Source organism: Pseudomonas sp. GW822-FHT06B12, assembly GCF_058799675.1.
Window position 1 is genome coordinate 450348 of record NZ_JBXALR010000004.1, and the last position, 19601, is coordinate 469948.

19 protein-coding genes are annotated in these 19601 nt (G+C 59.7%); 9 read left to right on the top strand and 10 right to left on the bottom strand.

Going from position 1 to position 19601, the window contains the following annotated elements; genetic code table 11:
* Window positions 1–185: 185 nt before the first annotated feature.
* The 7 genes from AC1RKH_RS12120 to AC1RKH_RS12150 form a co-directional block, all read right to left on the bottom strand.
* Window positions 186–959 carry a MetQ/NlpA family ABC transporter substrate-binding protein gene (locus AC1RKH_RS12120; RefSeq protein WP_123427007.1) on the bottom strand — a complete coding sequence of 258 codons (774 nt, stop codon included), beginning with the start codon at window positions 957–959 and terminating at the stop codon, window positions 186–188.
* 61 nt (window positions 960–1020) lie between these two features.
* The gene (locus tag AC1RKH_RS12125; protein WP_123427006.1) at window positions 1021–1695 is read right to left on the bottom strand and encodes a methionine ABC transporter permease; all 675 of its coding nucleotides are present in this window, start codon (window positions 1693–1695) and stop codon (window positions 1021–1023) included.
* The gene (locus tag AC1RKH_RS12130) at window positions 1695–2702 is read right to left on the bottom strand and encodes a methionine ABC transporter ATP-binding protein (protein WP_123427005.1); all 1008 of its coding nucleotides are present in this window, start codon (window positions 2700–2702) and stop codon (window positions 1695–1697) included. Before AC1RKH_RS12130 ends, AC1RKH_RS12125 begins: the two co-directional genes overlap by 1 nt.
* A 222-nt stretch (window positions 2703–2924) precedes the next feature.
* Window positions 2925–3638 (bottom strand): PA5502 family lipoprotein, encoded by a 714-nt coding sequence (locus AC1RKH_RS12135; RefSeq protein WP_493064499.1) that lies wholly within the window; start codon window positions 3636–3638, stop codon window positions 2925–2927.
* 37 nt (window positions 3639–3675) lie between these two features.
* Entirely contained in the window at window positions 3676–4464 is a 789-nt protein-coding gene (gene znuB, locus AC1RKH_RS12140; protein WP_071552583.1) for a zinc ABC transporter permease subunit ZnuB, read from the bottom strand.
* Complete coding sequence (gene znuC, locus AC1RKH_RS12145) at window positions 4457–5242, bottom strand: zinc ABC transporter ATP-binding protein ZnuC (protein WP_493064498.1); 786 nt, start codon at window positions 5240–5242, stop codon at window positions 4457–4459. Before znuC ends, znuB begins: the two co-directional genes overlap by 8 nt.
* A complete protein-coding gene (locus tag AC1RKH_RS12150) occupies window positions 5242–5724 on the bottom strand; it encodes a Fur family transcriptional regulator (protein ID WP_054594943.1) in 483 nt (160 codons plus the stop codon). The genes znuC and AC1RKH_RS12150 overlap by 1 nt, the downstream gene beginning before the upstream one ends.
* A gap of 57 nt (window positions 5725–5781) precedes the next feature.
* Between AC1RKH_RS12150 and AC1RKH_RS12155 the strand changes: the two genes are divergently transcribed.
* Window positions 5782–6711 carry a zinc ABC transporter substrate-binding protein gene (locus AC1RKH_RS12155; RefSeq protein ID WP_493064497.1) on the top strand — a complete coding sequence of 310 codons (930 nt, stop codon included), beginning with the start codon at window positions 5782–5784 and terminating at the stop codon, window positions 6709–6711.
* A 90-nt stretch (window positions 6712–6801) separates the two neighbouring features.
* On the opposite strand, the gene AC1RKH_RS12160 is transcribed toward AC1RKH_RS12155, so the two are convergent.
* Window positions 6802–7752, bottom strand: coding sequence for a homoserine kinase (locus tag AC1RKH_RS12160; protein WP_493064496.1), 951 nt, complete (start codon window positions 7750–7752; stop codon window positions 6802–6804).
* A gap of 61 nt (window positions 7753–7813) precedes the next feature.
* Entirely contained in the window at window positions 7814–8104 is a 291-nt protein-coding gene (locus AC1RKH_RS12165; RefSeq protein ID WP_123426999.1) for a DUF2782 domain-containing protein, read from the bottom strand.
* Window positions 8105–8178: 74 nt separating this feature from the next.
* Between AC1RKH_RS12165 and polA the strand changes: the two genes are divergently transcribed.
* A complete protein-coding gene (polA, locus tag AC1RKH_RS12170) occupies window positions 8179–10950 on the top strand; it encodes a DNA polymerase I (RefSeq protein WP_493064495.1) in 2772 nt (923 codons plus the stop codon).
* 433 nt (window positions 10951–11383) lie between these two features.
* On the opposite strand, the gene yihA is transcribed toward polA, so the two are convergent.
* Entirely contained in the window at window positions 11384–12028 is a 645-nt protein-coding gene (gene yihA / locus AC1RKH_RS12175; protein WP_262111532.1) for a ribosome biogenesis GTP-binding protein YihA/YsxC, read from the bottom strand.
* Window positions 12029–12219: 191 nt separating this feature from the next.
* Between yihA and AC1RKH_RS12180 the strand changes: the two genes are divergently transcribed.
* The 7 genes from AC1RKH_RS12180 (at window position 12220) to AC1RKH_RS12210 (ending at window position 19597) form a co-directional block, all read left to right on the top strand.
* Window positions 12220–12510 carry a c-type cytochrome gene (locus AC1RKH_RS12180; RefSeq protein WP_054594949.1) on the top strand — a complete coding sequence of 97 codons (291 nt, stop codon included), beginning with the start codon at window positions 12220–12222 and terminating at the stop codon, window positions 12508–12510.
* 46 nt (window positions 12511–12556) lie between these two features.
* Window positions 12557–13162 (top strand): c-type cytochrome, encoded by a 606-nt coding sequence (locus AC1RKH_RS12185; protein ID WP_019694484.1) that lies wholly within the window; start codon window positions 12557–12559, stop codon window positions 13160–13162.
* 200 nt (window positions 13163–13362) lie between these two features.
* The gene (locus AC1RKH_RS12190; protein WP_123426994.1) at window positions 13363–13992 is read left to right on the top strand and encodes a thiol:disulfide interchange protein DsbA/DsbL; all 630 of its coding nucleotides are present in this window, start codon (window positions 13363–13365) and stop codon (window positions 13990–13992) included.
* Window positions 13993–14004: 12 nt separating this feature from the next.
* Window positions 14005–14883 carry an endonuclease/exonuclease/phosphatase family protein gene (locus tag AC1RKH_RS12195; protein WP_123426993.1) on the top strand — a complete coding sequence of 293 codons (879 nt, stop codon included), beginning with the start codon at window positions 14005–14007 and terminating at the stop codon, window positions 14881–14883.
* Complete coding sequence (locus AC1RKH_RS12200; protein ID WP_493064494.1) at window positions 14880–17027, top strand: GGDEF domain-containing protein; 2148 nt, start codon at window positions 14880–14882, stop codon at window positions 17025–17027. The genes AC1RKH_RS12195 and AC1RKH_RS12200 overlap by 4 nt, the downstream gene beginning before the upstream one ends.
* Before the next feature lie 100 nt (window positions 17028–17127).
* Entirely contained in the window at window positions 17128–17907 is a 780-nt protein-coding gene (locus AC1RKH_RS12205) for an N-acetylmuramoyl-L-alanine amidase (RefSeq protein WP_493064493.1), read from the top strand.
* A 73-nt stretch (window positions 17908–17980) separates the two neighbouring features.
* The gene (locus AC1RKH_RS12210; RefSeq protein WP_493064492.1) at window positions 17981–19597 is read left to right on the top strand and encodes an EAL domain-containing protein; all 1617 of its coding nucleotides are present in this window, start codon (window positions 17981–17983) and stop codon (window positions 19595–19597) included.
* The last annotated feature ends 4 nt before the right edge of the window (window positions 19598–19601 follow it).

The following is a 19601-nucleotide window of genomic DNA, read 5'->3' on the forward strand; positions in this document are numbered from 1 at the left end:
CATTGTTTGGGCTGACAGGGCTCTAATGTGGGAGCGAGCTTGCTCGCGAAGGGGTCGTCACTGCCAACATTGATGTTGAAAGTAAGTCCGCTATCGCGAGCAAGCTCGCTCCCACAGGGATGGTGTTTCAGGCATAAAAAAACGGGGACGCAGTCAATGCGTCCCCGTTTTTTTATCGCGTCAGATCAGAACGCCGGCAGTACCGCGCCTTTGTACTTCTCCAGAATGAACGCCTTCACTTCCGGGCTGTGCAGGGCAGCAACCAGTTTCTTCATCGCGTCGCTGTCCTTGTCGTCCGGACGGGCGACCAGGATATTCACGTAAGGCGAGTCTTTGCCTTCGATAACCAACGCGTCCTTGGACGGATCGAGCTTGGCTTCCAGCGCGTAGTTGGTGTTGATCAGCGCCAGGTCGACCTGGGTCAGCACACGCGGGATGGTCGCGGCTTCCAGTTCACGGAACTTCAGGTCCTTGGTGTTCTCGGTGATGTCCTTGACGGTCGACAGGATGTTTTTCGAATCCTTCAACTTGATCAGACCGGCCTTCTCCAGCAGCAACAGCGCGCGGCCGCCGTTGGTGGCGTCGTTCGGGATCACCACGTTGGCGCCGCCTGGCAGTTCAGCGAGGGTCTTGTACTTGCTGGAGTACGCGCCCAGCGGCTCCAGGTGCACACCGGCAACGCTCACCAGGTTTGTGCCCTTGGCCTTGTTGAACTCATCGAGGTACGGCTGGTGCTGGAAGAAGTTGGCGTCCAGGCGTTTTTCGGCAACCTGTACGTTTGGCTGCACGTAGTCGGTGAACACCTTGACCTTGAGGTCGACGCCTTCTTTGGCCAGTGCCGGCTTCACGAACTCGAGGATTTCCGCGTGCGGAACCGGGGTAGCAGCGACGGTCAGGGTTTCAGCGGCCTGAGCAGAAAACGCTGCAACGGCAGCGAACGCGACGAGTAGTTTTTTCATCCAGCAAACTCCTTGTGAGGCACCCGTTCGGGCGCCTGCCAGCCGTGGCCGGCGATTGCATTTATTTTCGGGAAAAGTGCACCACCAGCTTATCGCCGACGGTTTGCAGAACCTGGACCAACACCAGCAGCAACACTACGGTCACCACCATCACGTCAGTCTGGAAACGTTGGTAACCGAAGCGGATCGCCAGGTCACCCAAGCCTCCGGCGCCGACCACACCGGCCATGGCCGTGTAGGACACCAGCGTAATCGCGGTCACCGTGATCGCTGCGAAAATGCCCGGACGGGCTTCCGGCAGCAGCGCGTTGATGATGATCTGGCGGGTGGTCGCGCCCATCGCCTGGGTCGCCTCGATAATGCCGCGATCGACTTCACGCAGGGCAGTTTCCACCAGTCGGGCGAAAAACGGCGTAGCGCCCACCACCAGCGGCGGGATCGCACCGCCGACGCCCAGCGAGGTGCCGGTGATCAACACGGTGAACGGGATCATCACGATCAGCAGAATGATGAACGGCAGCGAACGCAGGATATTCACGATCAGCGACAGCAGCGCGTAAACGCCTTTGGCCTCGAGCAACTGGCGCGGGCTGCAGAGGAACAGCAACACGCCCAGCGGCAGGCCGAGCAGTACGGTGAACAACAGCGAACCGCCCAGCATCAGCAAGGTGTCACCGGTGGCCAGCCAGATTTCGAACCAGTCGATATTGGCGAAGAAACTCATCAGGGCTTCCATTAACGCAGCACCTCCATGTGGACGTCAGCTGCGGTGAAGCGGGCAAACGCCGCGTCCATGTCGCCACCGGTGACCGCCAGGGTCAGTTGCCCGTAGGGGACGTCTTTGATGCGGTCGATACGACCGGCGAGGATGCTGTAGTCCACACCCGTTTCCCGGGCGACGGTGCCCAGCAACGGCGCGTAGGTGGCGTCGCCCTGGAAGGTCAGACGCACGATACGGCCCGGTACGTGAGCGAAGTCGTCGCGCTGTTCGCTTTCGTCGATCTGCTCGTCTTCCTGAACGAAGCGTTTGGTGGTCGGATGTTTCGGGTGCAGGAACACGTCGGCTACCGGACCTTGTTCGACGATTACGCCGGCATCCATTACCGCGACCTGGTCGCAGACCCGGCGAATCACGTCCATTTCATGGGTGATCAGCACGATGGTCAGGTTCAGCTCACGGTTGATCTCGGCCAACAGTTGCAGGACCGACGCGGTGGTTTGCGGGTCGAGGGCGCTGGTGGCTTCGTCGCAGAGCAGGATTTTCGGCTTGGTCGCCAGGGCGCGGGCGATGCCGACGCGCTGCTTCTGGCCACCGGACAGCTGCGCCGGGTACTTCTTTGCGTGGTCGGACAGGCCGACGCGAGCAAGCAACTCGGCCACCCGTTGGTCGATCTCGCTGCGCGACAGTTCACCGGCCAGGGTCAGCGGCAGTGCAACGTTGTCGGCAACCGTCTTGGAGGCCAGCAGGTTGAAGTGCTGGAAGATCATCCCGACTTGCTGACGGAAGCGGCGCAGAGCATTGGCATCCAGCGCGGTAACTTCTTCGCCGTCGACGATGATCTTGCCGCCGCTGGAGTTTTCCAGGCGGTTGATCAGACGCAACAGGGTACTTTTTCCCGCACCGGAATGACCGATCAGGCCGAACACCTGACCGTTCTCAATCGACAGATTGGTGGGGTGCAGCGCGGGAATATCCTTACCGGCAACGCGGTAAGTTTTATGGACGTTTTGAAACTCGATCACGTAGCGAACCTTGTGGGGCGCGTTAGAAAAGGATCAGCGGTTAGCCGGGCGGGCATTTTAGCCTGTCCGTATAGAGGTTCTTAGCATTTATTTCGCATTCATCCAGTCATTTGGAAATAACGCGATAACCGGAAATGCAAAAGATCGCAGCCTGCGGCAGCTCCTACGGACCGGTGTAGGAGCTGCCGCAGGTTCGGGCCGCGTTCGGACGATCTTGTCTTTTTAAGGCTTACGCGGTGTCAGAACCATTTGTGCCGGGACATTGCGCAGAATCTGCCGCTCGATCTTCAGGTCGAAGTCTGCATCAAGCTTCTTCACCCGTTTGGTCAGCAGCGTGGCCAGCCACGGGTAATCTTCGGTGCGAGGTGCCTGGATGCTGACGTCGCACTGGTAACTCACCACATCGCTGGCAATCGCATCGAGTTGTCGACGCAGTTGCTTGCTATCGGCGATGTTCAGCGCAACGGTGGTGCTCTCAGCCGTTGGGTCGATGACCTTGGCGACACGCTTGGCTTCGGCGGCTTTGAGGGCGGCCTCGGCCTGGTCCAGTTCAGCTTTGCGCGCATGGCTGATGGCGTTGTTGACGCCACCGGTCAGCGCCGGGGCTTTGGGCATCAACGCGCGAGCCCGGCTCAGGGCCGTGGCGGCGGCATTCACGTCGCCTTTTTGCAGAACGATCTGGCTGCGTTGCAAATAGGCTTCGGCGAGTTGCCGTTGATATTGCTCCAGCGACTGATCGTTGGGCGATTCGGCCTGCAAGGCGGCCAATTGATCCTCGGCGGTGGCCAACTCACTGCTGGCCAGGCTTTGCTCCAGCTGCGCGATCGCCGTAGCCCGTGCGTCAGGAACTTCAGGGGCTGGCGGCGTGCTTTGGCAGGCGCCAAGTAGCAGCGAAAATGCAACAAGGAGCAGATAACGGGAGGCGAACGGCTTCATTCCTGCGACTCTCTGATTGCGCAAAAAACGAGCAAGTCTACACCCCTCGACGGGGCAGGACAAAACTCAGCAGAAACAGCGCGGCGGCAGCCACCACAATCGATGGGCCAGCCGGCGTGTCCTTGAACCACGACAGCGCCAGGCCACCGCAGACCGCAAGTATACCGAGCAAACTCGCGCCCAAGGCCATCTGCTCTGGAGAGCGTGCGTGACGTTGTGCCGCAGCCGCCGGGATGATCAGCAAAGAAGTAATCAGCAGCACGCCGACGATTTTCATCGCCACCGCGATCACCACTGCAATCAACAGCATCAAGGTCAGGCGCAACGCCGCCACGGGCAGGCCTTCGACCGTGGCCAGTTCTTCGTGCACGGTAATCGCCAGCAACGGCCGCCACAGTGCCACCAACAGCAGCATCACCGCCGCGCTGCCGCCGAGAATCCACGAAAGATCGGTCGGGCTGATCGCCAGCAGGTCGCCGAACAGATAGGCCATCAGGTCGATCCGCACTTCATGCATGAAGCTTAGTACCACCAGCCCCAGAGAGAGCGTGCTCGGTGCAAGAATCCCCAACAAGGTGTCGGAGGCCAGCGGCTGGCGTTGTTGCAAGGTCACCAGCAGCACGGCCAGCAACAGGCAACCGACGGTGACGGCGATGGTCGGGCTGACATCCAGCAGAAAACCCAACGCCACACCGAGTAAGGCCGCGTGGGACAGGGTGTCGCCGAAATAGGCCATGCGCCGCCAGACCACGAACGATCCCAGCGGACCTGCGACGGCGGCCAGGGCCAGGCCTGCGAGCAGGGCGTACAACAGAAAATCAGCCATGCTTGCAGCCATCTCCATGAACGTGGGTGTGAACGACCGGTGCCGCGCTGACGACCGAGCCATGCAAGTCGTGGGCGTGGTCATGATGGTGGTGATAGACCGCCAGGCTCTGCGCGTTCTTGCCGAACAGCTCGACGAACGCCGGGTCGCCGCTGACCTGCTCGGGATGCCCGGAGCAGCAGACGTGGCGATTGAGGCAGACCACCTGGTCGGTAGTGCTCATCACCAGGTGCAAGTCGTGGGAAACCATCAACACCCCGCAACCATGACGATCGCGCAGGCGGGTGATCAAGCTGTAGAGCTCGGCTTGTCCGGCCACGTCGACGCCTTGTACCGGCTCATCGAGCACCAGCAGCTCGGGCTCGCGCAACAGGGCGCGGGCCAGTAATACGCGTTGCATTTCGCCGCCGGAAACGCTCTGCACCGGGCTGTCGATCACCTGTTCGGCACCGACTTCCTTGAGCGCCGCCATGGCACGCGCACGGTCCACGCCCGGCACCAGGCGCAAGAAGCGCAGTACCGAGAGCGGCAAGGTCGGGTCAACGTGCAGTTTCTGCGGCATGTAGCCGACCCGCAGTTTCGGCTTGCGCCAGACGCTGCCGCTGTCGGGCTTGAGCAGGCCAAGTACGGCGCGGACCAGCGTGGTCTTGCCTGCGCCGTTGGGGCCGATCAGGGTGACGATCTGTCTTGGCTCGACGCTCAGTTCGATGTTGTCCAGTACGCTTTGCCCGGCAAAGGTCACCGCAACCTGATTGAGGCGGATCAACGCAGTGCTCATCAAGCCCCCTGGCAACCTGAGCAGAGACCAACCACTTCGACAGTCTGGCCTTCGACCACAAACCCGACTTCGCCGGCGCTGTGGATGATCGTGTCGCTGATGGATTTCTGTTCGAGCTCGATGGCCGCATGGCATTCGCGGCAAATCAGGAACTGGCCCTGGTGGGCGTGCCCCGGATGATTACAGCCAACGAAGGCGTTGAGCGAAGAGATGCGATGCACCAGGCCGTTATCCAGCAGGAAATCCAGCGCGCGGTAGACGGTCGGCGGCGCAGCGCGGCGGCCATCCTGCTCGCTGAGTACCGCCAGAATGTCGTAGGCGCCCAGCGGCTTGTGGCTTTGCCAGACCAGTTCCAGCACCCGCCGACGCAGCGCGGTCAGGCGCAAGCCCTGACGTGCGCAAATGACATCGGCCTCGGACAACGCGCTGTGCACGCAGTGAGAGTGGTCGTGGGGACGGCTGGCTAACGGTGTTTTAGGCATGAGCGGCGACGAGTTTTGTGAGAGACGTTATTATGTTACCCGTTCTCGCCTCTTTGAGTGGTCATCGTGTCCAGAGTTTTTGCCATTTTTGTCACATTTGCTGCCGGTTTGTTTGCGATCAACGTCGCTCATGCCGAGGTGAATGTGCTGACCAGTATCAAGCCCCTGCAGCTGATTGCTGCTGCGGTACAGGATGGCGTCGGGGTTCCCGAAGTGTTGCTGCCACCAGGTGCGTCACCGCATAACTATGCCTTGCGTCCTTCCGACGTACGGAAGGTGCAGTCGGTGGATTTGCTCTACTGGATTGGCCCGGACATGGAGGGTTTCCTTCCGCGCGTGCTTAAAGGTCGTAGTCTGCCAGCGGTTGCGGTGCAGGACCTGCCCGGTTTGAAGCTGCGCCGCTTCGCGCAAGACAGCCACTCCCACGCGGAGGAAGCTGACGAGCATGATCACGACCACCGCCCTGGCAGTCTCGATGCTCACCTTTGGTTGTCCCCGGTCAATGCGCGGGTGATCGCGGCAAAAATCGCCACCGACCTCAGTGCTGCCGATCCGGCCAATGCGCCGCGCTATCAGAGCAACCTCAAGGCGTTCGATGAGCGTCTGGATGCGCTGGATCTGCGCTTGAAAGCGCGCCTGGCGGGTGTCACAGGCAAACCTTACTTCGTGTTCCACGAAGCGTTCGATTACTTCGAAGATGCCTACGGCCTCAAGCACACCGGCGTGTTCAGCGTCGCTGCTGAAGTGCAACCGGGTGCCCAGCACGTTGCGGCGATGCGCTCGCGCTTGCAGGAAGTCGGCAAGACCTGCGTTTTCAGCGAACCGCCGTTGCGCCCACGATTGGCCGAGACACTGGTGGCCGGTTTGCCGGTGAAACTGGCGGAGCTGGATGCGTTGGGTGGTTACACCCCGGCGACGGCTCAGGGCTATGAGAAGGTGTTGGAGAAGTTGGGGAATGATCTCGCGGGTTGCCTGGAGTCGCTTTAACTCCGGGATATGCGTCGCCTCCATCGCGAGCAAGCTCGCTCCCACAGGATTTTCGCTGTCCATGTGGGAGCGAGCTTGCTCGCGATGCTTTTAAAGGGCGAACGGCAACGGCGTGCTGACGTGCTGACGCTGCGCCAGGCGCTGCTGAAACTCCATCGGATCGTGAATCAGCACGTCCTGCCCGGCAAAGGATTCGGCGGCGATCAAGCGCGATAGCCAGAACCGCACGCACGCCACCCGCAGCATGGTCGGCCACAGTTCGGCCTCGGCGGCGGTGAACGGACGTAGCGCCGCATAAGCACCGAGCAGTGCCCTCGCCCGTGGGCCGTCAATCAAGCCATCTTCGTCCGAGCACCAGTCATTCAGGGCAATCGCCACGTCGTAGAGCATCGGGCCTGAGCAGGCGTTGTAGAAATCGATCAGCCCGGTCAGGTGCGTGCCTTCGAACATCGCATTATCGCGGAACAGGTCGGCGTGGATGTTGGCCCGAGGCAGCGCCAGGATTTTGGTCTTCTGCTCAGTGATTTCGTTCAAGGCGCGTTGCAGCAGATTGCTTTGTGCGGCATTCAGGTGCGACAGCAGTTGCGTGCCTTCTTCGAGCATCCAGTCGAGGCCGCGATCGGTTTTGCGCTTGATCATGTGGTCTTTGGTCGCCAGGTGCAGGTGCCCCAGCAATTCACCGACTTGCGCGCAATGCTGTGCGTTGGCTTCCTTGATGTGCTTGCCGGCCAGCCGCGGCTGCAACAGTGCGGGTTTGCCGGCCAATTCACGCAGGGCGATGCCGTCGGTGGTACGCAGCGCGTAGGGCACCGGCAAGTCGGCATCATGCAGCACGTCGAGCAGCTCGATAAAGAACGGCATCTCCTGCACGGGGCCGCGCTCAACCAGAGTCAGGACAAACTCGCCCTGCTCCAGACTGATAAAGAAGTTGGTGTTTTCGCTACCCGCGGCAATCCCCTGGAAATCAAGCAGGCGGCCGAGCCCATAAGGGGCGAGAAAGGTTTCCAGCTCGGGCCGAGCCAGGGGAGTGAACACAGACATGGTTAAAAACTGCTCAGTTCGGGCGCCGGGGGTTGAGCCAGCGCCGATTAAAGTTAAGAAACTACTTCCACGTAAAAATTTCCCACGACGGAATCAGCATATCCGGCTGGTCCGAGCGGATAAAGTTTGCTTCCGTTCCGTCCGCGCGCACCAAAAAGTACGGTTTGCCTCCCTTCGGGGTGACCTTGATCGCATACAGGAAGCCGTTCTGGCGGTACTCCTGAATGGTCTTGTCACCTTCAGTGTGGATGGTGACTTCCGGTTCCGGCGTCGGTGCATCATTGGCTGCCATGACGGCCAGTGGAGTGATTGCAAAGAAGCCAGTCAGCAACAGGCGATTTAGTGAGCGCATGATAACCTTGTCCCTTTGTCGTCAACGGTCCCGCTATTCTAGCGCCGGACCCGCCGAAAAGGTTGATCCTGCTCATGAGCCAAGCCCCCCTCGTCCTGGTGGACGGTTCTTCTTACCTGTACCGCGCCTTTCACGCGCTGCCACCGCTGACCACCTCCAAAGGCCTGCCGACCGGTGCGGTCAAGGGCGTGCTGAACATGCTCAAGAGTCTGCGCAAGCAGTACCCGGACAGCCCGTTCGCCGTCGTATTCGACGCCAAGGGTGGGACGTTTCGCGATGACATGTACGCCGAGTACAAAGCCAACCGCCCAAGCATGCCCGACGACATGCGCGTGCAGATCGAGCCATTGCACGCGAGCGTGATTGCCCTGGGCTTTCCGTTGCTGTGCGTCGAAGGCGTTGAGGCCGACGACGTGATCGGTACGCTGGCCCGCAGCAGCGCGGCCGCTGACCGCGCGGTGGTGATCTCTACCGGCGACAAGGACATGGCGCAACTGGTCGACGGGCACATTACCTTGGTCAATACCATGACCGGTAGCGCGATGGACGTGGCTGGCGTGAAGGAGAAATTCGGCGTCGCTCCCGAACAGATCATCGATTACCTGGCACTGATGGGCGATTCCTCCGACAACATTCCGGGCGTGCCGGGCATTGGCCCGAAGACGGCGTCTGGCTTGCTGGTGGGCGTGAACGGCGGCCTGACCGAGCTCTATGCGCAGCTCGATATCGTCCCGACCTTGCCGATTCGTGGCGCTAAAACGCTGCCGGCCAAGCTTGAAGAGCACAAGGAGATGGCGTTCCTCTCCTATCAGCTGGCGACCATCAAGGTCGACGTACCGTTGGACATTGGTCTCGACGACTTGCACCTGGGTGAGCCGGACCGTGAAAAACTTGCCGAGCTCTATACCTTGCTCGAGTTCAAGAGCTGGTTCGAGGAGCTTCAGCGTGACGCCAAGCGAGCGGGCCAGGAAGTGGTGGCGGCGGTTGAAGAAGCCGTGGTCGGCGACGATGGGCCCAAGTACACCACGGTTCTCACCCAGGCTGATTTCGACGTTTGGCTGAAGAAACTGCAAAACGCCAAGCTGTTCGCCTTCGACACCGAAACCACCGGTGTCGACGCGCAGCAAGCGCAACTTGTCGGGCTGTCGTTCGCTGTACACGCCAACGAAGCGGCCTACATCCCGTTGACCCATTCCTACATGGGCGTGCCGGATCAACTGGATCGCGACACTGTGTTGCGCGCGCTGAAACCGATTCTGGAAGACCCGAGCAAGCTCAAGGTCGGCCAGCATGCCAAGTTCGACATGAACATCCTGGCCAACTGCGCCATGGGTGGCGATCAGGGCTGCGGCATCATGGTGCAGGGCATCGCCTTCGACACCATGCTCGAGTCCTATGTGCTGGACTCCACCGCAACCCGTCACGATATGGACAGCCTGGCGCTCAAGTATTTGGGCTACACCACCACCAGCTTCCAGGACATCGCGGGCAAGGGCGTCAAGCAACTGACCTTCGACCAGATCTCGCTGGAGCTGGCTGGGCCATATGCCGCTGAAGACGCCGACGTGACGCTACGTCTGCATCAGACCTTGCAGGAAAAACTCAATGCCATTCCAAGCCTGAGCAAAGTTCTGAGCGAAATCGAGATGCCGCTGGTTCCGGTGTTGGCGCGCATCGAACGTCAGGGCGCGTTGGTCGACGCCAACCTGCTGGGCATCCAGAGCGTTGAGCTGGGCGACAAATTGGTAGCTCTCGAACGTGAGGCGTTCGCCATCGCCGGTGAAGAGTTCAACCTCGGTTCGCCGAAACAATTGGGCGTGATCCTGTACGAAAAACTCGGGCTGCCGATTCTCAGCAAAACCGCCAAGGGCCAGGCTTCAACCGCCGAAGCGGTGCTGGCGGAACTGGCCGAGCAGGATTACCCGTTGCCCAAAGTGCTGATGCAGTACCGCTCCTTGAGCAAGCTGAAAAGCACCTACACCGACCGTCTGCCGGAGCAGATCAACCCACGCACCGGGCGGATTCACACGTCCTACCATCAAGCGGTGGCAGCGACCGGTCGTTTGTCTTCCAGTGATCCAAACCTGCAGAACATTCCGATTCGTACCGCCGAAGGTCGACGGATTCGTCAGGCATTCGTTGCGCCCAAAGGCTACAAGCTGCTGGCGGCGGACTACTCGCAGATCGAACTGCGAATCATGGCCCATCTGGCCAAGGACGAAGGGCTGTTGCACGCGTTCCGCAATGACCTGGACGTGCACAAAGCCACCGCTGCCGAGGTGTTCGGGGTTGAATTGGCGGACGTCACCACCGACCAGCGGCGCAGCGCCAAGGCGATCAACTTCGGTCTGATCTACGGCATGAGCGCGTTTGGCCTGGCCAAGCAGATCGGCGTCGACCGTAAACAGTCCCAAGCCTACATCGACCGTTATTTTGCCCGCTATCCAGGTGTGCTCGAGTACATGGAGCGCACCCGGGCCCAGGCGGCTGAGCAGGGTTTCGTCGAAACCATTTTCGGCCGTCGCCTGTACCTGCCGGACATCAATGCGAAGAACCCGGCCCTGCGCAAAGGCGCCGAACGCACGGCGATCAACGCGCCGATGCAAGGCACCGCGGCGGACATCATCAAGAAAGCCATGGTGGCGGTGGATAACTGGCTGACGACGTCAGGTCTGGACGCCAAAGTGATTCTGCAGGTGCACGATGAATTGGTGCTTGAGGTTCGCGAAGACCTGGTCGATCAGGTTCGTGAGGAGGTTCGCGTTCACATGAGCGGCGCAGCGACCCTGGATGTACCGCTTTTGGTGGAAGTCGGTGTCGGCAACAACTGGGATGAAGCGCATTAAGTCGTTTTGAGGTGCTTTTTCTCGGGGATAGCGCCGCGGCATAGAGTCGCGGCCAGTCACTGGCGAAGGGCTATTAGTTCTGAAAATGCTTGGGATTATTCCCAATAGGTTTTGAAATTAATCGGAACTAAATCCGTGAACCGCCACTCAGAGTTACTGAATGGGTGGTGAAGCCCTTCGATGCTCCTATGTTGTGTTAAGTGTTGGCAGATATCTGGACCCCGCCCTAGCGGTCCGGAAACTTAGACCCCGAATTACTCTCTCCCCATACGTAATTCGGGGTTTTTTTTGCCCAAAAACTGCCTATGGAACGATCATGCTGCGTTAAAAGCGCGGCTCGAAATGCTCATTTAGGCCCCTAAACTCCGCTTTCGAGCCGCGCTTTTGCCTTGCCTGATCGTCCCACAGACAGTTTTCCGTATATCCCAAAAGCTTATTGAGCTTCTGTCTCGGCGCCCTTGTCTGCCAGTTCCATCCAGTTCGCCAATACAGTGTAGGCGTCTTCCAGGCCCAGGCGTTTTGGTGCCGAGAACAGCTGGATAGTCACGGTTTCGCCCCAGCCTTTACGGATTTCCGCCTGAACTTTGAGCAAGGTGTTCTTCGCAGCGCCATAGGTCAGTTTGTCGGCCTTGGTCAGCAGAATGTGCATCGGCATGCCGCTGGCCACGGCCCAGTCGAGCATCAGCAGGTCGAAGTCGGTCATTGGATGACGGATGTCCATCATCAGAATCAAACCCTTCAGGCTCTCGCGGCTGCCCAGATAGGCTTCCAGGTGACGCTGCCAGTGCATCTTCAACGGGATCGGCACTTTGGCGTAGCCGTAACCCGGCAGGTCGACCAAACGGCGTTCATCGTCTAGCTTGAAGAAGTTCAACAGCTGCGTGCGCCCCGGTGTCTTCGAGGTACGCGCCAGACTGGCGTGAGTCAGAGTGTTCAGGGCGCTGGACTTGCCGGCGTTGGAACGCCCGGCGAAGGCCACTTCAAAGCCTTCGTCGTCAGGGCATTGGTCGACTTTGGCGGCGCTGAGCATGAAGGTGGACTGTTGGCACAGGCCGAGGATGGGGTTCTTGAGTTGCATGGGATTTCCGATGTGGGCGGTGCCGAGATTGGTCGCAAGGAGCAGCGTCGTTTCCGTTTCAGTGACGCCAGTATATAATGCCGCAGATTTTGTGTGCGCTTTGTCCCAGCGTAGGATGAAGTTCACGAGAGCGATTGACCTTGATTGCGCACTAGAACGCAGAACGCTCTCAACCCTGAAAAGGTCGTTTTATGACGAAATGGCTGCTAGCTGCCGGTGTCTTGATGCCGCTTTACAGCGCTCAGGCTACACAGGATCCGGAAGCTGTGTACAACCGTGTTTGTGGAGCCTGTCATTCCGGCCAACTCCCAACAGCGCCTCAAAAGGGCGATCAGGAAGCTTGGGCGCCAAGACTGGCGCAAGGTATGGAGACGCTGGTGCAACACGTGACCCAGGGTTTCAAAGCGATGCCGCCGCGTGGTTTGTGCATGGACTGCAGTGCCGAGGATTACCGAGCAATCATCCAGTGGATGAACGAGTGATCCCGGTCCATAACTCTTTAACCCTTAGCCGTAGTTGGATTAGCTGATGAACAAATTGATCGTGAGTCTGCTGTTGACCCTGGGGATCTCCGGCATTGCCCATGCTGCAGGTGATGCGACTGCTGGTCAGGCGAAAGCCGCAGTATGTGGCGCCTGTCATGGCCCGGACGGCAACAGCATGGCGCCAAACTTTCCAAAGTTGGCGGGTCAGGGTGAGCGTTACCTGAACAAGCAGCTGCACGACATCAAGTCGGGCAAGCGCACCGTTCTGGAGATGACCGGCCTGTTGACCAACCTGAGCGATCAGGACCTGGCCGACCTCGCTGCCTACTTCGCCAGCCAGAAAGGCAGCGTCGGCGCAGCAGACCCGAAAGTCGTGGCTCACGGTGAAGAGTTGTTCCGTGGCGGCAAACTGGACCAGGGCATGCCTTCGTGCACCGGTTGCCACTCGCCTAACGGTGCGGGCAACGCCGCTGCTGCCTTCCCGCACCTGGGTGGCCAGCACGCTCAATACATCGCCAAGCAGCTGACTGATTTCCGTGAAGGTAACCGTACCAACGACGGCGACACGAAAATCATGCAAAGCATTGCTGCAAAATTGAGCAACAAGGACATCGAAGCGGTGTCCAGCTACATTCAAGGCCTGCACTAAGGCTGGTTGAGCGGGCGCTGCGCAAGGTGTTGATCTCGCGCAATGTTAACGCTCGATTAATCCTTTGATGCAAGCATAAAAAGGGTGGCTTTGGCCGCCCTTTTTTGTGGCCGCTGCCGTTACACTAGATAACTGATGCCCGCCATGACCTGCCGGAAAGCAGGTCGCGCGATGCGAGCCAATTTGCCCAGGAGTAAAGCATGCGTAATCTGATTCTCAGCGCCGCACTCGTCACTGCCAGCCTGTTCGGCATGACCGCCCAAGCTGCCGAACCGCTTGAAGCCGGTAAGCAATATGTCGAATTGAGCAGCGCCGTTCCGGTGGCTGTGCCTGGCAAGATCGAAGTCGTGGAACTGTTCTGGTATGGCTGCCCGCATTGCTATGCGTTCGAGCCAACCATCAACCCTTGGGTTGAAAAACTCCCTGCCGACGTGAACTTCGTGCGTATTCCGGCCATGTTCGGTGGTATCTGGAACGTTCACGGCCAGTTGTACATCACCCTGGAAGCGATGGGCGTGGAACACAAGGTTCACAAAGCCGTCTTCGAAGCGATCCACGGTGGCAAGAAGCTCGCTACCCCGGAAGAAATGGCTGAGTTCCTGACCGGCGAAGGCGTCGACAAGGACAAGTTCCTGAGCACCTACAACTCGTTCGCCGTCAAAGGCAAAGTTGAAGATGCCAAGAAAAAGGCTCAGGCCTATCAGATCTCTGGCGTACCGACCATGGTCGTCAACGGCAAATACCGTTTCGACCTGGGCACTGCCGGTGGTCCTGAAGGTACTTTGAGCGTGGCCGATCAGCTGATCGCCAAGGAGCGCGCCGCTAAGTAAGCGGCGCACGCCATGCGCCGTTGGGGTGCTGAACGTCTTGTTGGCCTGCACAACCCGCAAGTCAACGAGCATCATCTGGAATCCTCGGGCTTGCCCGCAGACAGTCGTTTGCGTTTGCTCAGTTTTAACATCCAGGTCGGCATCAGTACCGAGCGTTATCGGCATTACCTGACCCGTAGCTGGCAGCATCTGCTGCCGCACACCGGGCGCGCGGATAACCTGCAAAAGATCGGCAGTCTGCTGGGCGACTACGATCTGGTCGCTTTGCAGGAAGCCGATGGCGGCAGCCTGCGGTCAGGCTACGTCAATCAAGTCGAGCACCTGGCTCAGCTCGGTGCCTTCCCCTACTGGTATCAACAACTCAATCGCAACCTGGGTCGTCTCGCTCAGCACAGCAATGGCGTGCTCAGCCGTTTGCGCCCATGGGCGATTGAAGATCATCCGCTGCCCGGGCCCAAGGGCCGTGGTGCGATTCTTGTGCGGTTTGGCGAGGGACCGGAGGCGCTGGTGGTCGTGATGATGCACCTGGCATTGGGGGCGCGCGTGCGGACAATGCAGTTGGCCTACATTCGCGAGCTGATCGGCGACTACAAGCATCAAGTGCTGATGGGTGATATGAACACCCACGCCAGTGATCTGCTGCAAACCTCTCCTCTGCGGGACCTTGGTTTGCTCGCGCCACAAGTCGAAGCGACTTTCCCCAGTTGGCGCCCGCAACGCTGCCTGGACCATATTCTGCTCAGCCCTACGCTGACCCTTGAACGGGTCGAAGTGCTGGCACAACCGATTTCCGATCACCTGCCGGTCGCGGTAGAGATTCGTCTGCCGGGTTCGCTCACGGCCGATGCATTGCCCGCGTTGAGTCCTGCCCTTCGCGGAACCCCTGAATGAGCGACGAAGCACAGCGCTGGAAAGAGAAATACCTCAAAAGTATCGAACAGCAGGAAAAGCTCGAGCGCCGCTGGGATGCCCGCCTCGACTTGCTGCGTCGTGGGCTGGTGCGCAGCACGCTGGCGGCCGAGGGCACCGACCGCGCGGTTGACCAGTGCATGAAGGAAATGCGCGAAGTCATCCGCACCAACGATATGGATGCAGGATTGGCCGCATTGCTGCCACGCCTGGAGAAAGCTGTACTCGACTCCGAACAGCGGCGCGAGACCCGGGTCGATCAGGTCAGCGCTGCGTTGACCGCCCTGGTCAGTCAGCTCCAGAGTTTGCCGTTGCCGCGGGAGATCAGCCGCCCGCTCAAGACCTTCGCCAAGCAACTCGACGGACGGGTCAGCCAGGCACGTGAAATTCCTTTGTTGCTGGGTGAGCTCAGTGGTCTGCAAGGTCAAGCGCTGAGCCTGCTGGAAAACCCTGCCGAGCCAAGCCGCCCAGGTTTGCTGCAACGTTTGTTTGGCGGTCGAGACGCTGATGCGCAGACCTTGGAAGCCGGTGCGTCTCAACACGAAACGCCAGCCCCAAGCCCCGTTGAGCAATCGTCGGCACCTGTTGTAGAAGCAACTCTTGGGCCGGTGCGTGAATCGTCGACGCCGGCACTGGTCCAGGTTATTACACCTGCGGTGCAGGAAGCCCCGACACCGACCGCGCCAGTGCCGCACGCTGTGATTGCAGAGCCTGCGCCTGCGGCACCTCAGCCACTGGAAGAAACCAGGCCATCACCGGAAGTGGTGGCTTTTGTTCCTCCTGTGCTAGTCGCCGAAGCTGCGTGTGCCAAAGCGCTGGTAGCGGATCAGGATCTACCTGATACGGATCCGCTGGAAGAGCCGCAGGCTGCCCTGGCTGTTGATCCGACGACGGCTCCCGACGCAATGGCAATCAATCCCGACGAACTGACGTCCGCGGTCCCACGAGCGGGCGATGACGCTTCGCCGTTACACGGCAGCCTTCCGCCCCCACCGGCGATGGCAGAAGTCCCGACGGCTCTGGACCCGGAGCAATCCGAGCAGGATGTTCTTTATGCACTGCCGGACTCACCGGAACCGTCCTACAGCTCAGTGGCCAAGCACATCGAGAGCACATTGCTGGGTCTGCTGGACGACTTGTCGTTGCCGGAGCGCCACCGACCACAAGCCGAGGCGATGCGCGATCGGCTGCAAAATGGTTTGAACTGGTACGAACTGCTGCCGATCCTCGATGATCTCGCGGTTTTGATGCTGGCGATTACCGACAGTGGTCAGCATGAGTTCGAGGTTTACCTCAAGCAACTCAATGAGCGACTGGAATCCTTCCAAAGCAACCTGCAAGCCGCCAGCGAAGGCCATGCCGACAATCGCTCTGCTGCGAGGGAGATGGACACGCAGATCCGTGAACAGGTCGATGGTCTGCAGAGCAGCATGCAGGACGCCGCGGATCTGGAAGGCCTCAAGCATGTGCTGGAGAACCATCTTGAAGGTCTGCTCGGCACCATGGATCAGCACCAGAAGCAGCGCGACGAGCGTGAGCAGGAAGTTGCGGCACGCCTGCAAGGCCTGGCCGAACGGGTCGCGAGCATGGAGCAGGAAGCTCAGGGCTACCGCGAGCACCTTGAAGAGCAACGCCAGAAAGCCCTGGTCGATCCGCTGACCGGCTTACCGAACCGGGCGGCCTGGAGCGAGCGTCTGGAGCATGAGATTGCCCAGTGGCAGCAACACGGCAACTCGCTGTTGCTGGCGATGCTCGATCTCGATCACTTCAAGCGCATCAACGATAACTACGGCCACCTGGCCGGCGACAAAGTGTTGAAGATCATCGCCAGCGTACTGCGCAAGCGCCTGCGCGGAACGGACTTCATCGCCCGTTTCGGTGGTGAGGAGTTTGTTTTGCTGGTGCCCAACACCCCTTTGACAGTCGGCGCCAAGTTGGCAGAAACCCTGCGCGCGGCTATCGAAGCCTGCCCTTTTCACTTCAAGGGCGAGCGCGTGACGATTACTGTTTCCATGGGAATGACGGCGTTCAAAGCGGGAGAACACAGCGATCTTGTGCTTAAAAGAGCCGATCAGGCGCTTTACCGGGCGAAAAACGCCGGCCGCAACCGAGTGGAGCTGGGCTGACGAAAATTGTTCAATTCTGTTTAATGCCAGGCTTTTGCCGGCCCGGAAGAAGGCAGTACGTTACACTGTTGCATTACTGTCTTCAGCGTAGTGCCTTTTCATGAAATCGATTCCTCTGCTTTTGGTGCTTCTGGTCCTGGCGGGTTGCGCCAGCGGCCCTCGAATCGACACCAACCATCCTTCGGTGAGTTTCGACAATCGCGTGCAGTTTGTCGTGGTGCATTACACCACCGCCTCGCAGGAGCGTTCGTTGGCGTTATTGACCCATGGCCAGGTCAGCAGTCATTACCTGGTGGGCGACGACAAGAACGCCACCATTTTCAAACTGGTGGATGAAAGCCGCCGGGCCTGGCATGCCGGGGAAAGCGAGTGGGATGGCAGGACCTGGCTGAACTCAAGCTCGATTGGTATCGAAATCGTCAATCCGGGGTTTCACGATACGCCTGCCGGGCGCGTCTGGTATCCCTACAGCGAGGCGCAGGTTCAGTCTTTGATCTTCCTGATCAGGGACATCAGCAAGCGCAACAACATCAGCCCACGAAACATCATCGGCCACAGCGACATCGCACCGCAGCGCAAGCTTGATCCGGGGCCGCTGTTCCCGTGGAAGCGTCTAGCCGACGAAGGGTTAGTGTTCTGGCCCAATGCTCAGGCAGTGGCACGTCAGCAAGCTGTGTTCGACGCACAACTTCCGAGTATTTCCTGGTTCCAGCAAGAGCTCGCGCGTTTGGGCTACACGACGCCGCAGACTGGCGAGCTGGATCTGGCCACCCGGAATGTGCTGGCGGCCTTTCAGATGCATTACCGGCCGTCACGGTATGACGGCATGCCAGACGCGCAAAGTGCCGCGATCCTGCAGGTGCTCAACCAGACAAAATAATGACGCCCGCCCGACGGTCAGGGCTATTTCCTGATCAGTAGCTATAACTCATTGGTAATCCTTCGGATATTCAATGATGACGGCCGCTAGCGAGACCCTGCGCAGTTGGTTCTATCGCCCTTGGTCTTTGGCGATACTGGCGGCTGCGCTGAGTGCGGCTTTGCTGCTGGCCGGTAGCCTGGGCGTGGCGCTGCGGCAGGTCCAGCAACGCGAAAGCGAACAGATGAACGCTCAGGGCGAACGATTTCTGGAGCGCCTGGAGCAGCTGTTCGGCCAACTGCGTGAAGGCCTGGATGACCTGGAAGCACAGCCGTTGCGTAGCTGCGATACGGAGATGATCGCGACCTTGCAGCAGGTCAGCTTCAATTACCGCTTCGTGTATGAAGCGGCCTATATCGACGCCACGCAATTGTGCTCGAACCGACCGCGCCAGGATGCGCTCTCGGCGCTCCGGCCACCTGATATCAAAGGACCGACCTACAGTTATTGGCTCAACACCTCGACTGAACCCGACGAAAACCGTGCAGTGCTGATGCTCGGACGCGGTAACTTTCGTGTAGCGACTTCACGCGGGCATTTGACCGACATGGTTGATCTGACACCCGACAGTAGCCTGTTGGTGGTGGTCGATCAGGGTACCCGGGCGATCCCGGTCCTCGGAGCGCCGCAAGCCTGGCCACCGACTGACCCTTGGTCGCCCTTCAGCAGCGAACCGTTGCAGGTCACGAAAACCCGGCTGATCTATCGCATGCCGACCAACAATCCTGAGTATCAGTTGGTACTGATCAGTCCTCGAACCGCGCTGCGCCTGCCCACGCTGTGGTGGTGGCTGGTGCCGGCAAGCCTTGTGCTGGGCGTGAGCATTGGCGGTCTGGTGTTTCTGCTGGCCCGTCAGCGGCAGTCGCTTGGCGGTGAATTGCAGGGAGCCCTCAAGCGTGGCGAGTTACAGGTTCTGTACCAGCCGATCTTCGACCTCAAAACGCGTCACTGTGTCGGCGCCGAAGCCTTGTTGCGCTGGCGCCGGCCGGACGGCACGCTGACCAGTCCGGATCTGTTTATCCCCATGGCGGAAAACACCGGCCAGATCCGTCAGATCACCGACTTCGTGTTGCAGCGATTGCTGGAACAGCTCGGTAAGTTACTTCGCGCCAACCCGCAGTTGTATATCTCGGTCAACCTCGCCGCCTGCGATGTCATGGTGCCGCGAGTCGGCGAGGTCATGGCGCGTTTGCTGGCAATGCACCGGGTCGCTGCGCGGCAGATCGCGTTTGAGGTGACTGAGCGTGGGCTGATCGATGTAGTGGTTGCGCGGGAGAACCTGCAAGCCCTGCGTGATGCCGGGCATCAAGTGCTGATCGACGACTTTGGCACCGGCTATTGCAGCTTGGCCTACCTGCAAACCCTGCCGGTGGATTACCTGAAAATCGACAAGGCTTTCATTGACGCGCTGGGCCACGACGCCGCCAGCAGCGGTGTGGCGCCGCACATCATTCGCATGGCGCATGCCTTGCAGCTCAAGGTGATCGCCGAAGGTATCGAACATGAAGCCCAGGCCATATTGCTGAGCAGTGAGGGCGTGAATTACGGGCAAGGATGGTTGTTTGCCCATGCCTTGACCGCGATGCAGTTCATTGAATTGATCACCCGTGGTCGCCGACAGGCACCCCGCCGGCTGGATGATGAAGCGTGAACGC

Excerpts from the sequence above, each read along its gene's own strand:
- AC1RKH_RS12190 (WP_123426994.1), top strand. The coding sequence starts at position 13,363 with ATGCGTAATCTGATTCTCAGCGCCGCACTCGTCACTGCCAGCCTGTTC.
- znuC (WP_493064498.1), bottom strand. The coding sequence starts at position 5,242 with ATGAGCACTGCGTTGATCCGCCTCAATCAGGTTGCGGTGACCTTTGCC.
- AC1RKH_RS12210 (WP_493064492.1), top strand. The coding sequence starts at position 17,981 with ATGATGACGGCCGCTAGCGAGACCCTGCGCAGTTGGTTCTATCGCCCT.
- AC1RKH_RS12165 (WP_123426999.1), bottom strand. The coding sequence starts at position 8,104 with ATGCGCTCACTAAATCGCCTGTTGCTGACTGGCTTCTTTGCAATCACT.
- AC1RKH_RS12160 (WP_493064496.1), bottom strand. The coding sequence starts at position 7,752 with ATGTCTGTGTTCACTCCCCTGGCTCGGCCCGAGCTGGAAACCTTTCTC.
- yihA (WP_262111532.1), bottom strand. The coding sequence starts at position 12,028 with ATGCAACTCAAGAACCCCATCCTCGGCCTGTGCCAACAGTCCACCTTC.
- AC1RKH_RS12150 (WP_054594943.1), bottom strand. The coding sequence starts at position 5,724 with ATGCCTAAAACACCGTTAGCCAGCCGTCCCCACGACCACTCTCACTGC.
- AC1RKH_RS12120 (WP_123427007.1), bottom strand. The coding sequence starts at position 959 with ATGAAAAAACTACTCGTCGCGTTCGCTGCCGTTGCAGCGTTTTCTGCT.
- polA (WP_493064495.1), top strand. The coding sequence starts at position 8,179 with ATGAGCCAAGCCCCCCTCGTCCTGGTGGACGGTTCTTCTTACCTGTAC.
- AC1RKH_RS12135 (WP_493064499.1), bottom strand. The coding sequence starts at position 3,638 with ATGAAGCCGTTCGCCTCCCGTTATCTGCTCCTTGTTGCATTTTCGCTG.
- znuB (WP_071552583.1), bottom strand. The coding sequence starts at position 4,464 with ATGGCTGATTTTCTGTTGTACGCCCTGCTCGCAGGCCTGGCCCTGGCC.
- AC1RKH_RS12205 (WP_493064493.1), top strand. The coding sequence starts at position 17,128 with ATGAAATCGATTCCTCTGCTTTTGGTGCTTCTGGTCCTGGCGGGTTGC.
- AC1RKH_RS12195 (WP_123426993.1), top strand. The coding sequence starts at position 14,005 with ATGCGCCGTTGGGGTGCTGAACGTCTTGTTGGCCTGCACAACCCGCAA.
- AC1RKH_RS12125 (WP_123427006.1), bottom strand. The coding sequence starts at position 1,695 with ATGGAAGCCCTGATGAGTTTCTTCGCCAATATCGACTGGTTCGAAATC.
- AC1RKH_RS12185 (WP_019694484.1), top strand. The coding sequence starts at position 12,557 with ATGAACAAATTGATCGTGAGTCTGCTGTTGACCCTGGGGATCTCCGGC.
- AC1RKH_RS12180 (WP_054594949.1), top strand. The coding sequence starts at position 12,220 with ATGACGAAATGGCTGCTAGCTGCCGGTGTCTTGATGCCGCTTTACAGC.
- AC1RKH_RS12200 (WP_493064494.1), top strand. The coding sequence starts at position 14,880 with ATGAGCGACGAAGCACAGCGCTGGAAAGAGAAATACCTCAAAAGTATC.